At 45.3% G+C, this 14795-nt stretch carries 17 protein-coding genes; 14 read left to right on the top strand and 3 right to left on the bottom strand.

The window, feature by feature from the left end:
- Window positions 1–38 precede the first annotated feature (38 nt).
- Window positions 39–863 carry a substrate-binding domain-containing protein gene (locus tag AOC29_RS07080; RefSeq protein ID WP_215295090.1) on the bottom strand — a complete coding sequence of 275 codons (825 nt, stop codon included), beginning with the start codon at window positions 861–863 and terminating at the stop codon, window positions 39–41.
- A 75-nt stretch (window positions 864–938) separates the two neighbouring features.
- On the opposite strand from AOC29_RS07080, the gene AOC29_RS07075 reads away from it, so the two are divergent.
- From AOC29_RS07075 to AOC29_RS07055, 5 genes are all read left to right on the top strand, one after another.
- Window positions 939–1955 carry a substrate-binding domain-containing protein gene (locus tag AOC29_RS07075; RefSeq protein WP_215295088.1) on the top strand — a complete coding sequence of 339 codons (1017 nt, stop codon included), beginning with the start codon at window positions 939–941 and terminating at the stop codon, window positions 1953–1955.
- A 34-nt stretch (window positions 1956–1989) separates the two neighbouring features.
- Complete coding sequence (gene modA, locus AOC29_RS07070) at window positions 1990–2757, top strand: molybdate ABC transporter substrate-binding protein (protein WP_215295086.1); 768 nt, start codon at window positions 1990–1992, stop codon at window positions 2755–2757.
- A gap of 190 nt (window positions 2758–2947) precedes the next feature.
- Window positions 2948–3193 carry a FeoA family protein gene (locus AOC29_RS07065; protein ID WP_215295084.1) on the top strand — a complete coding sequence of 82 codons (246 nt, stop codon included), beginning with the start codon at window positions 2948–2950 and terminating at the stop codon, window positions 3191–3193.
- Window positions 3186–5099: a ferrous iron transporter B gene (locus AOC29_RS07060; RefSeq protein ID WP_215295082.1), complete on the top strand. Its 1914-nt coding sequence runs from the start codon at window positions 3186–3188 to the stop codon at window positions 5097–5099. Before AOC29_RS07065 ends, AOC29_RS07060 begins: the two co-directional genes overlap by 8 nt.
- 113 nt (window positions 5100–5212) lie before the next feature.
- Entirely contained in the window at window positions 5213–6256 is a 1044-nt protein-coding gene (locus AOC29_RS07055; RefSeq protein ID WP_215295080.1) for a fumarylacetoacetate hydrolase family protein, read from the top strand.
- Between the two features lie 79 nt (window positions 6257–6335).
- Here AOC29_RS07055 and AOC29_RS07050 read toward each other — a convergent pair whose 3' ends face one another.
- Window positions 6336–7223, bottom strand: coding sequence for a fumarylacetoacetate hydrolase family protein (locus AOC29_RS07050; RefSeq protein WP_215295078.1), 888 nt, complete (start codon window positions 7221–7223; stop codon window positions 6336–6338).
- A 111-nt stretch (window positions 7224–7334) separates the two neighbouring features.
- Here AOC29_RS07050 and AOC29_RS07045 point away from each other — a divergent pair, with 111 nt between their 5' ends.
- The 4 genes from AOC29_RS07045 (at window position 7335) to AOC29_RS07030 (ending at window position 10636) form a co-directional block, all read left to right on the top strand.
- The gene (locus AOC29_RS07045; RefSeq protein WP_215295076.1) at window positions 7335–8321 is read left to right on the top strand and encodes a tripartite tricarboxylate transporter substrate binding protein; all 987 of its coding nucleotides are present in this window, start codon (window positions 7335–7337) and stop codon (window positions 8319–8321) included.
- A complete protein-coding gene (locus AOC29_RS07040; RefSeq protein ID WP_215295074.1) occupies window positions 8321–9118 on the top strand; it encodes a class II aldolase/adducin family protein in 798 nt (265 codons plus the stop codon). Before AOC29_RS07045 ends, AOC29_RS07040 begins: the two co-directional genes overlap by 1 nt.
- A 56-nt stretch (window positions 9119–9174) precedes the next feature.
- Window positions 9175–9576, top strand: coding sequence for a cytochrome c5 family protein (locus AOC29_RS07035; protein ID WP_215295072.1), 402 nt, complete (start codon window positions 9175–9177; stop codon window positions 9574–9576).
- A 70-nt stretch (window positions 9577–9646) separates the two neighbouring features.
- On the top strand, window positions 9647–10636 hold the full coding sequence (locus tag AOC29_RS07030) for a tripartite tricarboxylate transporter substrate binding protein (RefSeq protein WP_215295071.1): 990 nt from the start codon (window positions 9647–9649) through the stop codon (window positions 10634–10636).
- 82 nt (window positions 10637–10718) lie between these two features.
- Here AOC29_RS07030 and AOC29_RS07025 read toward each other — a convergent pair whose 3' ends face one another.
- Entirely contained in the window at window positions 10719–11717 is a 999-nt protein-coding gene (locus AOC29_RS07025; RefSeq protein ID WP_215295069.1) for a tripartite tricarboxylate transporter substrate binding protein, read from the bottom strand.
- Between the two features lie 106 nt (window positions 11718–11823).
- Here AOC29_RS07025 and AOC29_RS07020 point away from each other — a divergent pair, with 106 nt between their 5' ends.
- The 5 genes from AOC29_RS07020 (at window position 11824) to AOC29_RS07000 (ending at window position 14786) form a co-directional block, all read left to right on the top strand.
- Complete coding sequence (locus AOC29_RS07020; protein WP_215295067.1) at window positions 11824–12096, top strand: SemiSWEET transporter; 273 nt, start codon at window positions 11824–11826, stop codon at window positions 12094–12096.
- 38 nt (window positions 12097–12134) lie between these two features.
- Window positions 12135–12827: a fumarylacetoacetate hydrolase family protein gene (locus AOC29_RS07015; protein ID WP_215295065.1), complete on the top strand. Its 693-nt coding sequence runs from the start codon at window positions 12135–12137 to the stop codon at window positions 12825–12827.
- Between the two features lie 48 nt (window positions 12828–12875).
- Entirely contained in the window at window positions 12876–13934 is a 1059-nt protein-coding gene (locus AOC29_RS07010; protein ID WP_215295063.1) for an alpha/beta fold hydrolase, read from the top strand.
- 124 nt (window positions 13935–14058) lie between these two features.
- A complete protein-coding gene (locus tag AOC29_RS07005; RefSeq protein ID WP_215295061.1) occupies window positions 14059–14217 on the top strand; it encodes a DUF5993 family protein in 159 nt (52 codons plus the stop codon).
- A gap of 5 nt (window positions 14218–14222) precedes the next feature.
- Window positions 14223–14786 (top strand): disulfide bond formation protein B, encoded by a 564-nt coding sequence (locus AOC29_RS07000; RefSeq protein WP_215295059.1) that lies wholly within the window; start codon window positions 14223–14225, stop codon window positions 14784–14786.
- The last annotated feature ends 9 nt before the right edge of the window (window positions 14787–14795 follow it).

The raw sequence follows: 14795 nt of genomic DNA, 5'->3' as shown, positions 1-14795 counted from the left end.
AGCGCGCATAGAGGCATTAAGATTTTTTCCCAATAAGTCTATTTCTTAGCATTAGGAAAGAAGAGTTGTTCGCCACCAATTTGATAGCTAGCAATCACGTCTTGACCATTCTTGGAAATGAGCCAGTCGATAAATGCTTGGCCCTCAGCCTTTTTCACTGACGGGTACTTGGCTGGATTGACTAGCATCACGCCATATTGATTAAAGAGCTTGGGGTCGCCTTGAGCCAATATAGTGAGGTCACCACGATTCTTAAAGCTTAACCAGGTTGCGCGGTCTGCCAAGATATAGCCATTCATTGCTGAGGCGGTATTGAGGGCAGGGCCCATACCGGAGCCAGTTTCTTTGTACCAACTCTGACTTGGTGAAACGGGAATGCCAGCACCTTTCCAGTAGCGAAGCTCTGCAGCATGTGTGCCACTCTTATCACCACGAGAAACAAAGAGTGCTTGGGCAGATGCAATTTTTTGGAATGCCGCTTGGATATCTTTGCCACCGCCAACTTTTGCGGGATCAGATTTTGGCCCAATCAATACAAAGTCGTTGTACATCACTTCATTGCGTTTGGTGGAATAGCCTTCTTGGACAAATAGCTCTTCTGCTGGTTTGTCATGAACGAAGACAACATCTGCATCGCCACGACGACCGATATCTAACGCTTGGCCAGTACCAACGGCAACCACTTTGACATCTATCCCAGTCTTCATCTTGAAGATTGGCAAGATGAAACCAAATAGACCAGATTGTTCGGTTGAGGTAGTTGAGGAAACCACAACGCTCTTTTCTTGTGCGAGTGCTTGTGGGGCATTGAAAGAAAAAGCGATTAGTAAGCTAAAGAAGAGATTAGGAATCAGTTTTTTCATAAAACATACCAAAGAGTTGACTAGGCGGATATCATCTCATACATTAATACTTAATGAATATGCAAAAAATTACATATGCAAATTGAAGTTCGTCCATCTCTTGTCGTGCAAAGCCAGGGCAAAAACTCTGTGGATCTCATTTGGCTATCTCAACTCCTTAAGGACATTGAGAGTGGCAGCTCCTTAGTGGTAGCCAGCAAAAGGGCGGGCACCTCCTATCGGGGTGCTTGGGGCAAATTGAATGAGGTTGAAGCTACTTTGGGAATGCCTCTGATTGTTCGTACTAAAGGACATGGATCTAAGTTAACGGAGTTTGGATCTTTTCTCTTTAAATTTATTGATGACATGCAGGCTGGGCACTTGAAGTACGGCAACGCCTATCAAGAAGCCTTGATGAAAGAAATGAATCGCGTACAAAAATCAGAAAGCGCTCGCTGGAAGTTTTTGTCGAGTAGCGATTCGATTATTCAGCAGGCTGTCAGAGAAGTAAAAGGCTTTAATCTGAAAATTGCTGGCTCTGGAGAGTCTCTAGAAAGGCTTCTCAATAATGAGGCTGATATTGCTGGCTACCATGTATCGAATGAGCAGAGCTCAAAGGCCATTTATCAGCGTTTATCCAAAAGCGATATTCAAATATATCCAGTAATGAAGCGAACGCAGGGTCTGATCGTTAAAAAGGGGAACCCACGACACATTCGATCAATTGAGGACTTGCTCAATCAAAAAATTCGCTTCATCAACCGTCAAATAGGTTCAGGCACTAGATTAATGCTCGACACCTTATTGATTAATGAGGGAATTGATCCCTTTGAGATTAATGGTTACCTACAAGAAGAGTTCACGCACTCTGCAGTAGCTAATGCGATTCTGGCTGATAAGGCTGACGTTGGAATCGGAGTAAAAAATATTGCACTTGAAAATGGTCTTGGCTTTGTGCCTTTGCAAGATGAAATTTTCTTCATTGCCATGCACAAGGAGATGGTGTCTCAGCCTGAATCTTCAAAGTTGATTCGTAAAATTCGCAGCTATTCTGGAAATACACCAGGCTATAAGGCAGTTAGCCTTAATAGACAGGTAAAAGACTGGCTTTGAGCGAGTTTGATCGAAGGCTACAATCTCTTTGAATATGTCTTTGCGCCTACTATCGCTATTCGCATCACTCCTGCTGTTTGCAAACTTTGCTTTTGCTCAGGGTGCAACGGTTGCTGTTGCTGCCAATATGAAAGATGCCTTTAGTGAGATTGCCGGTGCGTTCAAGGCTAATGGTAAATCAGAGTTGAGAATAGTCTATGGCTCCTCTGGTAATTTCACAGCTCAAATTATGAATGGTGCGCCATTCAATCTCTTGATCGCCGCTGATGAGTATTTTCCTCTTGAGCTTTATAAAAATGGCAAGACGATCAATGAAGGAGTTGTCTACGCCATTGGCAAGCTTGCCTTGATCGCCAAAACCTCTGCTGGCATTCAGCTAGTTAACAGTAAGGCGGAGGTCAGTAGAGCCATCATGAAGGCAAACAAGATTGCTATCGCAAAACCTGAGTTAGCGCCTTATGGAAAAGCGGCGATGGAATATCTCAAAGCAGAGGGCTTATGGGATCTGGCGAAAAATAAACTGGTCTATGCCGATAACATTGGCGTGGCTACAACATACGTAGTGAGTGGTGCGGCAGATATTGGCTTTACTGCTTTGTCATTAGTGAAGTCATCAGGGGTCGCAAAAGAGACCAACTTCATATTGGTCGATAGCAAACTCTATTCCCCCATTCAACAAAGAATGGTGTTGATCAAAGATGCTCCACAAGAGGCGCAAGATCTATATCAATTTATGCAGGGCCCGCAGGCTAAATCGATTCTGCGTAAATACGGCTTCACAACACCCACTGCACTGAATTGATTTCAGGTATTTGCGTCTCTTCTCAATCAATTCAAATGAGTCTGGATTAAGCCTATTACTTTTGCTTTGGATCAAATCCTAAAGGCTTAGGATGCCACATTATTAAAGGAATAATTTCGCTTTTGAATGAATGATATTCATTCTCATTTAAAGCTATAATCCCTTCTCAGCTAGCTAAAAAGCATATTGAATGAATTTAGATCAGGTCGACCTTGGCAACCTCTATCGGGTGAGTGAAGTGAATGCCCCCAAAGGCGCCCCTCAAATTAAGGGGCAGTTGGAAGATATTGGTTTTCTTCCCGGTGAGCAGGTCACTTTGCTGCGCAAAGGTCTGCTGAAAAAAGGGCCTTATCTAGTTCGAGTTGGTACTTCTACATTTGCCTTGCGTCAATCAGAAGCTCGGATGATTGAGGTTGAGTTAATTCCTCATGTCTGAATCCACCGTCCATTTTTTCCCCAGCGAACCAATCGTCGCTTTATTGGGTAATCCCAATTGTGGAAAAACAGCTTTATTTAATTTACTCACTGGCAGTCGCCAGAAAGTTGCCAATTATTCTGGTGTGACGGTTGAGCGTAAAGAAGGTCGACTAGCACTTGGGTCTGGAAAAAATATTCGTATCCTAGATTTACCGGGGGCCTATAGCCTTTATCCCCGATCACTTGATGAGCGGGTGACTTGTAATGTCCTCTTGGGCAGAGCAGAAGGGGAGAAACGTCCCGACTTAGTTTTGTGCATTTTGAGTGCTATGAACTTGCGTCGCAATCTACGCCTAGTATTAGCTGCGAAGCGCTTGGGATTGCCATGCGTTGTAGTACTCAATATGCTCGACATCGCTAAACGCCAAGGCTTGCAGATTGATACAGCTGCACTCTCTCAGGAACTGGGGCTACCGGTGATTACGAGTGTTGGCATACAGTCAGATGGCGCAGATGGTATCAAGCAGTTCTTATCAGAATTAGATTGGCGCAATCTCAATGCCTTGCGCACCGGCACTAGTGATGCCACCTTAGAAAATGTTGCTTCGCATATTGCCCATACAGAATCTGACAACGTGCAGGTACAGCGCATATTGCAGAACTTGGGTCTTGACCAAATTATTCCCGATCAACTGAGTGATCGCTTGGATGCAGTATTGCTACACCCAATAGTTGGTCCGATGATTTTGGTTGTCTTACTCTTTTGCATTTTCCAAGCCGTCTTTACTTGGGCAACCATGCCGATGGAATTGATTAAGACCTCGATTGAATATCTTGGCACACAAATGAGTGAGGTTCTGCCAGACACCTGGTTACGTAGCTTGTTGATTAATGGCATCTTGGCTGGATTAGGTGGGGTTGTGATCTTTCTGCCGCAGATCTTGATTTTGTTCTTCTTTATTTTGTTGCTAGAAGAGTCTGGTTATTTGCCCAGAGCGGCTTATCTCTTAGATCGTGTGATGGGCTCCGTTGGTTTATCGGGGCGCTCATTCATTCCCCTTCTATCTAGTTTTGCCTGCGCTATTCCTGGCATCATGGCAACGCGTAGTATCTCTAATGCGCGCGATCGTTTAGTCACCATCTTGATCGCACCGATGATGACTTGTTCAGCGCGTCTGCCGGTGTACGCTTTATTAATCTCTGCATTTATTCCGGAACAGAAATTATGGGCCGGCATTGATTTGCAAGGCTTAGTGCTGTTCTTGTTGTACTTGGCCGGTATCTTGGGGGCCATGGCTGTAGCCTGGGTGCTGAAACGATTTACTAGTGAGCAGTTCAGAATGAACGCCCTCATGATGGAGTTGCCGAGTTATCACTTGCCACGCTTAGGCAATTTAGCCATCAGTCTATGGCAACGCGCAGAAATTTTCTTGCGTCGTGTGGGTGGCATTATTTTGATCATGACCATTGGCCTATGGGTTTTATCGAGCTTTCCGCAGCCACCAGAAGGCGCAACTGGATCTCCAATTCAATATAGTTTTGCTGGTGTCATCGGACAGGCCCTAGCGCATGTCTTCTCGCCAATTGGTTTTAACTGGCAGATCAGCATTGCCTTAGTGCCTGGCATGGCTGCGCGCGAGGTAGTCGTGAGTTCACTTGCAACGGTTTACGCCTTATCAAGCTCTAGTGCTGATGCAGCAGAAGCATTGATTCCATTGATCTCTAGTGGTTGGTCGTTGGCGACGGCTCTTTCTTTGCTGGCATGGTTTGTGTTTGCGCCGCAGTGCCTCTCAACCATTGCTGCGGTTAAGCGCGAAACGGGCGGTTGGAAGATTCCAATCATTATGCTGAGCTACTTGTTCGGACTAGCTTACATTGCTTCATTCATTACCTACCGCATTGCGACTTTCTTCGGCTTAGCTTAGTCGTCCGCTTTCATTCTATTTGCTGCACCACCGCATATTTTGCTGCAGTAATATTCCTTTTGTAGTGATTAATTGGCAATTGAAATAATTTATTAAAACAAAAGGAGAAATGGATGAGTTCACGCCGTCAATTTATGAAAACCGCATCAGCAGCAGGTGCTGGTTTAGTAGCAGCTTCCACTATGGGTGTAATGCAAGAAGCTTCTGCACATCAAACTTCAGTATGGGGTGGTGAGCCATACAAGGGTCCTCGTGAAATGGTGAAGAACAGCAAGATCCTCTCCATCATGAATTCTGACGGTACAGAGACGTTAGGGGTTGTGACTCCAAAGGGCGTAATTGATGTCCGCGCTGTAGCCAAGAAGATGAAGATTGCCGCTCCAACTACGCTAGATCAGTTGTTGCAAGAAGGTAATGCTGTAGGATTTAATAAAGTAGTGGCTAGCGCAGATAAATCTGGCGTTCCTTACTTAAAAGAATCTGACATTACTTTTGGACGTCTATTTAAAAATCCAGGCAAGATTATCTGTGTTGGCTTAAATTTTCGTGCCCATGCCGATGAGGTTGGTCGTGGTTACCCACGCGTTCCACCATTGTTTAATAAATACAATAACACTCTGACTGCGCATAACAGCTTATTGCAGATTCCTCCGCCATCAGTGTCTTACAAGCTTGACTATGAGACTGAGCTGTTGATTGTGGTGGGCAAGCAAGGACGTAACATCCCTGAATCTGCGGCGCTCGATTATATTGGCGGGTATTGCACCTCTAATGACTTCTCCTCACGTGACTTGCAGCTGGATCTACCGAATGGTCAGTGGATGGTAGGTAAGACCTTAGATCAGTACGCACCAATTGGCCCTTATTTTGTGACGGCTGATTTAGTGGGTGACCCTAACAACTTGACGGTCAAAACTTGGGTCAATGGTGAGTTACGTCAAAACTCAAATACCTCAGACTTTATTCATAACACCCAAAAGATGATCTCCTATATCAGTACCTATTGGACTCTAGAGCCTGGCGATATTATCTTTACGGGAACTCCGGAAGGCGTAATAGCAGGGATGCCGAAAGACAAACAAGTCTGGCTAAAGAAGGGCGATAAGGTAGTCAGTTCAGTAGGAAATCTTGGTGAACTCAAATTTACCTTGGCATAAGCTAACTTAAAACTAAGCCGTACATTAGAAAAGCCACCCTAGGGTGGCTTTCTTTTTAAGTCAATATCAGTTGACTTACTTAGACGGCAACAAAGGTATTTTCAAGCTTGCCAATGCCGCCCATCTCAACCACTACGACATCGCCATTGACTAAATACTTTGGCGGCTTAAACCCGATGCCAACTCCCACAGGTGTCCCGGTGGCAATCAGATCGCCAGGGTAAAGCGTAATACCGGCTGAGACAGTGGCAATCATGTTCGGAATATCAAAGATCAGATCTTTGGTATTGGAGTTTTGGCGTAACTCACCATTGACCCAGCATTTCACAGAAATATCTTCGGCATTGACTTCATCTGCGGTCACAACCCAGGGGCCCATTGGACAGAAGGTATCAAAACTCTTGCCAAGGAACCATTGCTTATGACGTTGTTGCCAATCGCGGGCTGTCACATCATTAATAGCGGTGTAACCCCAGACATGTTTCATGGCATCGGCCTCGCTGATGCCCTTACCACCCTTACCAATCACAATCGTTAACTCGGCTTCGTAGTCGATGCAGGTAGATACTGCAGTCGGAATAATGACATTAGTATTTGGGCCTGTGACAGACTCTGGCGGCTTGGTAAAGAAAATGGCATGGCTTGGAATATCCTCGCCTGGTTTAGCGCTGCCATCAAATCCGCTATTAGAAAATTCTTTAGCATGCTCATGATAATTTTTGCCAACACAGAAAATATTTCTACGAGGTCTTGGAACAGGGGCGAGTAAACGAATATCACTCAAGGCATGCGTCGCAATGGGCTGGGGTAATTTGCCAGCCAGATCTGATTTAAGGATGGCCACAATGCCGTCTTCACTTACATCAACCCCTAAATCGAGCTCTTGTACAGTCTTGCCGTCAGCTGCTACGATTCCCACCCGAGTCTTGGAAGGCTCTTTGCTTAAAGAAAATGCTGCGTATCTCATGATTACTATCTCCAGTGGGGGTTATGTCTAGACTAACCCTAGTTGATTGTGATGATTCTTGTAGTAGGATAAAGAGCATAAATAATAACGAAATTACGGTTCAGAGACAAAATGAGACAAAAATACCAAGTTCGCCGTTTGTTGGGCTGTATCGCATTATCTTGTTGGGCAATTTCTGCGTTTGCCCAGACCCTAGAGCCTTGGCCCACCAAGTCGATCACCATGGTCGTGCCATTTCCTCCGGGTGGTGTAGCCGATGCCGTAGGTAGACCGGTGGCTGAAGCGCTGTCCCGCATCTTGGGCCAACCGGTGATTGTGGAAAATAAGGCGGGTGCAGGTGGTGGTATTGGTATGGCGTCAGTGGCTAAATCAAAACCAGATGGTTACACCATCTTGATGGCTTTATCTTCCATTTCAATTATTCCCGAGGCTGACAAAGTAGTCGGGCGCGAGCAATCTTTTCAGTTGAATCAACTTAAACCGATTGCCCGTTTTACTGCTGATCCGACCGTATTAGTGGTGCGCGCAGATAGCCCATGGAAAGATTACAAAGCTTTTGTAGCCGCAATGCGCGCTAATCCTGGTAAATACAACTTTGGTTCTTCAGGAAACTATGGAACTATGCACGTGCCGATGGAGATGCTCAAGTCTTCTGAAAAGTTCTACATGGTGCATATTCCTTATACGGGAGCTGGGCCAGCGATTGTGGGCTTATTGGGAGGACAGGTGGATGCGATTGCTACTGGGCCATCCTCGATTGTTCAGCAAATTAAAGCAGGCAAGGTACGTGCTTTAGCCCATTGGGGTGATGGCAGATTGGCTAGCATGCCAGAGGTACCCAGCTTTAAAGAAATGGGTGTGAAGATAGAGTTTTCACAGTGGGCTGGATTATTTGTGCCTAGTGCTACTCCTGACTACATCACCAATAAGCTACGTGAAGCTGCTAAGCAAGCCTCAACGGATGAGAGAGTACGCTCTGTGATTAATGGCGCAGGAAGCCCCATCCAATATCTGGATGCTCCCGAATTTAAAGTCTACTGGGATAAAGAATCTGCGCAGATGGGTGAGATCGTCAGAAAGATCGGCAAGGTGGAATAATGAAAAGAATTCTGATTTCATTGATATTACTCGGTATTGCGCAGGCTCATGCTGCCTCTGTGCAAGAGCAGATGGAGCAAGATCCCAAGGTCAAAGTAGCCATTGAAGAATTGGTGATTGCTAATCATATTTTGTACGACCAAAATGCAGTTGATGGCTATGGCCATATTAGCGTTCGCAATCCTGCCAATCCCAATACTTTCTTTCTAGCGAGAAGTGTTGCGCCGTCGACTGTAAAGGTCGAGGACATCATGGAGTTCGATATGAATGGTAAGGCGCTCAATGGCGACACTCGGGTTGCATATGGCGAACGATTTATTCATAGTGGCATTCTAAAAAATCGTCCCGATATCAATTCAGTGATTCATGGACATGCACCACCGATCTTGCCTTATGGTTTGACTGGAACCCCCTTAAAACCGGTGTATCACATGAGTTCTTTTTTGGGCGAGGGCGCACCGATATTTGAAATTCGTAATTTTGCAAAACCTAATCCAGATACCGATATGTTTGTCAGTAATGTGGAGTTGGGTAATGCCTTATCCCAATCAATGGGTTTGCAATATTTTGTTCTGATGCGTGGCCACGGTTATGCTGCTGGAGCAGACTCCATCAAAAAGGCTGTCTTTAGAGCAGTCTATGCGATTCAGAATGCCAGCATTCAAGGGGAAGCAATGAAGATGGGGCAGGTTCAATATCTCACCCCAGGTGAAGCCTCGATCGCCCAAGAAACGATCGAGAAGACCATTGGTCGACCTTGGCAGCTTTGGACCGAAAGAGTTAAGAAAACACAATAAGTCATTATCCATTAGCATGGCAATGAATGTATTAATGATTGCACTGAAAGGTAATAATGAGTTTGAAAAAAGAGATCCATATTTTTGGTTTTGCCTTAGCGCTACTTAGTGCTTCCGGATTGGTGCATGCACAATCAGGCGAAAGCACTTACAAACAAGTATGCGCTAGCTGTCATGGCGCTGGTGTTCTGAATGCGCCGAAGTTTGGAGATAAAGCTAAGTGGGCACCATTGATCGCAGAAGGGCAGCCAACTTTGACTGCACATGCTTATGTTGGGGTGAGAGCTATGCCGCCAAAGGGAGGAAACCCGAATTTGAGTATTGAGGCATTTTCAGATGCGCTGGTCTATATGGTCAACAATTCAGGCGGTAACTGGAAATCACCGGATGCAAAGATGATTGCTGCTATTAATAAAGAAGTGGAATCTCGTAAAGCAGGATTGAATAAGAAGCAATGATGTGGCTGTAAAGATGTAGAAGTTTAAATGGATTGAATAAAACGATCAATAGAGATTACTCGGAGACAATATGATTCACTTTCAATTTTTGCGTAAGCAATGCGCTTTTGTTTGTGCTGCCATAACGGCCTCAGTTTTTTGCGCCCCCTTGGTGTTTGCTCAGCCTTTCCCTAATAAACCCGTCAAAATTATTGTCACAGCAGCGCCAGGTGGTACAACTGATATTTCATCGCGTGCTCTGTCAGAGATTTTGGGTAAAGAGCTTGGACAAAGTGTGATCATTGAAAACAAAGCCGGTGGCGCAGGCATCATTGGTATTCAAGCTTTGCTTGCAGCCCCTGCTGATGGTTACACCATGGCCATGGGCAATATTGGCCCGAATGCAATTAACTACAGCCTTTATAAAAGTCTTCCTTATAAGATGGAAGACATGGAGCCCATCACTGTTGTGATTGCTAACCCAAACGTACTAGTAGTCAATCCCGAGGTGCCTGCAAAGACGGTTGCTGAGCTGGTTGCTTTGGCAAAAGCCAATCCGGGTAAATATTCCTTTGCATCTTCTGGCCGTGGTCAATCAATCCATATGTCTGGCGAGTTATTTAAAACACAAGCTGGTATCGACATTATTCACGTACCCTATAAAGGTGCTGGACCAGCATTGGCTGATCTATTGGCTGGCCAGACGAGCATGATGGTCGATAACTTGCCGAGCTCGATGCAATACATCAAGGCTGGAAAATTACGTGCTCTCGCAGTGACCAGCAAGAACAGAGTTGCAGAATTGCCTGATGTACCAACGATGATTCAAGCGGGTTATCCTAACTTTGAAGTCACTGCGTGGTTTGGTTTATTCGTTCCTGCTGGAACACCAAAACCTGTTATCGACAAACTCTATATTGCTGTAAAGAAAGCACTAGACTCCCCAGAAATTAAACAGCGCTGGAAAGATTTGGGCGGCTGGGCTGTAGGTGACACGCCTGCTAACACCAAGCTCTTTATTGCCGCAGAGAAGAAGAAGTGGGAGTTGGTTGCTCAGCAAGCCAAAATCGAGGCCGAGTAATCTTGGTATAACTACAGAGCATTGAATTACAAAAAGGGGATCTCATCGAGATCCCCTTGATTCTTTCTACGTGATGGGTAATTTAGTCTGCCTTGACGTTGGCATCCTTAATGACCTTGCTCCACATATTGAGTTCACGATGAATACGTTTACTTGAGTCTGCTGGAGAAAGATAATTTACATAAACGCCAGCAGCTAGCATACGTTCTTGAACATCGGGGCGCTGCAAAATGGTTTTGATATCTGCGCTCAATTTATTCACTATGGCTGGTGGTGTTCCTACTGGTGCTTCAATACCAAACATACTCACCACGTCAAAGTTTGGTAAGCCGGTTGCTTCGGTGACAGTCGGTACATCAGGCAACTGACTGATGCGTTTAGCAGTAGTCACTGCCAATGCCCTTAACTGACCCGCTTGGATAAATTGCAAAGCGGCTGGAACGGTTTCAGACATGCTAAGTACTTGCCCTCCAACCAAGTCAGTCATAGCAGGGCCGCTCCCTTTATATGGGATATGCAGCATATCTAGTCCGAGTTGGTAACGGAACATTTCCATCGCGAGACGCTGTGGAGCGCCAGCGCCAGAAGAGGCAAAAGTGAGCTTGCCTGGATTGGCTTTCGCATAGGCGATGAATTCTTTCATATTCTTTACAGGTACTGATGGGTTCACCACAAAGACGAGAGGTACGACACCCACAATGGCCACTGGAGTGAAATCTTTTTCCAGGTTGTATTTAATCTTGTCTTTGTCTAAGTTTGTATTGATGGCATGGGAGGTGAGGGCGCCCATCAATAAGGTGTAGCCATCGGCTGGCGATTTGGCGACTAAGTCAGCGCCAATATTGCCGCTATCTCCAGCGCGGTTGTCTGGCACTACTTGCTGATTCAATGTCTTAGACAGCTCTTGTGCCATGATGCGGCCAATCACATCAGTCGCCCCACCTGGAGGGAAAGGGATTACTAGTCGGATTGACTTATCCGGATAGTTTTTCAGTGCAGCATCGCCTTGAGCGAGCACTGGGGATGCGATGAAGCTAGCGCATAGGGCTGCGCTAATCCAATAGGTCAGTTTTTGTCTCATTTTGTATTATTAGTAATGGGTTGAACTGCAAGTTTCCATTATCTACAGAATTTGGTTTTCTGCACTAGATTCAGGATTGAAGCCATTCTCTAATTACAATGAATGCATGACCCTAGAGCCCCATCAAATTGAGATCATTGGATATTGCGCTGCATTCTTAACCACGGTTGCGTTTTTACCCCAAGCAATTCAGTCTTGGCGCACCAAAGATCTTTCTGGAATCTCCTTGGGAATGTATTCCTTATTTACTGCAGGAGTGGGTTTGTGGCTGGTCTACGGTCTGATTATTGAAAAGTGGCCCTTGATATTAGCCAATGCCCTCACTTTTACTCTCGCCCTCAGTATTTTGTTATTGAAATTGCGTCATACTTCTAAATAACTGAAACAATAAAAATCCCCCCTTTAGAAAGGTAAGTCATGAGTTCAGCTTTTGTTATCGATCCTCCAGTACAGATTTCTTTGCCAGTGACAGGTGACACCCGTCGCTTTGCAGTCAATCGTATTTATTGCGTCGGTCGTAACTATGCAGATCATGCGCGTGAGATGGGTCATGATCCAGATCGTGAGCCACCATTCTTTTTTATGAAGCCAGCAAACTCGATCGTGACGGATGGCAAAGATATGGCTTACCCCAATTTATCGAAAGACGTCCATCATGAAATTGAAATGGTCGTTGCTATCGGTAAGGGGGGCTCTAATATTACTGCCGATAAAGCCTTGGATCATGTCTATGGATATGGCGTTGGCTTGGATATGACAAGACGCGACTTACAAGGTGAGGCAAAAAAGATGGGCCGTCCATGGGATACTGGTAAAGCTTTTGACCAATCTGCTCCTTGTGGCGAAATTACGCCGGTCAGTCAATGTGGTCATCCTAGCCAGGGCGCAGTTACATTATTAGTAAATGGTGAAGAGCGTCAGTTGGGCGATCTCAATCAACTGATCTGGAATGTACCTGACACCATTGCATACCTCTCAACGCTGTTTACATTGGAGCCAGGCGATCTTATTTTCTCCGGTACACCCGCAGGCGTAGGCCCTGTGAAAAAAGGGGATGTACTCGAGGGCAGTGTTGCGGGATTAAAGAATCTTAAAACTAAAATCGCTTAAGAACGTATTAAACGCCTTGCTGAACGCACAACTGCCAAATCTAAAAACATGAATACCTTGAGAACCCTTGCAGTAGTTTCTACCCTGTCTTTATTGTTAGCAGCTTGCGCGAGTAATGAATCCAGTGCGCCTAGCCTAGCAAGCACTACTACACCCGCAAGCTTGTATACCAATGCGGCTCCTTTAGATTTACGTTTAAGTGCGTGGCCATACCCATATCCAACCAAAGAATTTAAAACGAGCTTGCAAGGCGTTCCCGCCAGCATGGTCTATATGGATGTGCCGGCGGTAGGTAAACAAAAGGGTGCAGTGTTGCTCTTTCATGGCAAGAACTTCTCGAGCGATTATTGGGTCCCTACGATTGCAGGCTTAACGCAAGCAGGGTATCGCGTGATTGCCCCAGATCAGATTGGTTTTGGTAAATCTTCTAAGCCAAATGTCGCATATCACTTTGATGATTTAGCTGCCAATACCAAAGCCTTGCTCAAATCACTGGGTATCAAGCAAGTCTCGGTGATTGCAAATTCGATGGGCGGCATGGTTGGTGTGCGCTTTGCGCGCCTCTATCCACAGACAGTACAAAAGTTAGTCCTGGAGAATCCTCTAGGTCTAGAGGATTACAGCAAAGATATCCCGCCTCAGCAAAACGACAATTTACTCAAGTTAGAGATGGCCCAAACGGAGACGAGTTATCGTCGCTTCTTGCAAACGTATTTTCCGACTTGGCAGCCTGCTTATGAAAAGTTTATTGAAGTCTATGTTCGCGTCCAAAAAGGCCCAGACTATCCTGCCTATGCAATGACATCGGTGCTCACGTATCAGATGATTGCTGAAAAACCCGTTGTCGGTGATTTGCCGCAGCTCAAGATGCCGGTATTGCTAGTGATTGGTCAAAAAGATCGTACCGTATTTGGTAGACGGTTTGCACCCCCTGAGGCAGTAAAAACTTTAGGTAACTTTCCGGAGTTGGGTAAAAAAGCTCAGGCAGTGATTCCGAATGCAAAGTTGGTGCCGATTGAGAATGTTGGTCACGTCCCGCACGTAGAGGTTCCCGATCTCTTTGTTACAACAGTCGTGCAGTTCTTCAATCAATCTAGCAAGAATTAAGAACTAGTTACATCACTGTTTTGGGTTTTGCGCATTTAGAAAATGGCTATTCCTAAAGACCATTTTCTAGACTCTGAATTGCTGATTTACCGAGTTCTAGAGTCTCCTGCGCTAGAATTCTCCTATGTATATGTTCCTGCCTTTTCTGACAGCGTTGATCGGACTCTTCTTAGTCTGGTTTGAGAAGCGCTTTGCAGGTTTATTAATGTTGGCGATCACCGTACTCATTTTGATGGTTTGGTTTCGCTTTCATGCAACGAATCATCTCAATATCAGTCTGTAAGTATTGTGAGCAGACAATCCTTTTCTTCTTTAGCGGCCTTAGGTAACCAACTGGCTTTGTTGGCAGTGATTGGCACCTTGTCTTATGCCTTTGTTGATCAACTGTATTTTGGTGAGTTGCCTTGCCCGCTTTGCTTAATGCAAAGGATGGGCTTTGTGATTATTGGATTTGCTTTGGTGCTCAATATTCGCTGTGGTGCGCACTCAGCGCATTATGGCTGGGGCATGATGGGTGGCTTAGTGGGGATGATGGTTTCTCTGCGTCAAGTATTGCTCCACATTCTGCCGGGCGACAAAGGCTTTGGTGCAACCTTCTTAGAGCTCCATTTTTATACTTGGGCTTTCGTTGGTTATCTTGGCTTATTAGCGGGCTTTGCCATTTTGTTAATGCTGCCAAATCGTGAAGTACGTTCACGTTCTTGGTTTGCCAATACACTAGTCATTCTGTTTATTTTGATTGTTATAGCTAATCTCGTTTCAACTCTACTCGAATGCGGCATTGGCGCTTGTGCTGATGATCCAGTCAAGTATGAGGGTTGGCTGTGGTTGCGCTCCCGATTTGGTTTTTAAGTGATGATG

This window comes from Polynucleobacter sp. JS-JIR-5-A7 (genome assembly GCF_018687935.1).
GTDB lineage: Bacteria > Pseudomonadota > Gammaproteobacteria > Burkholderiales > Burkholderiaceae > Polynucleobacter.
This window is presented reverse-complemented; position numbering and strand designations above follow the sequence as displayed.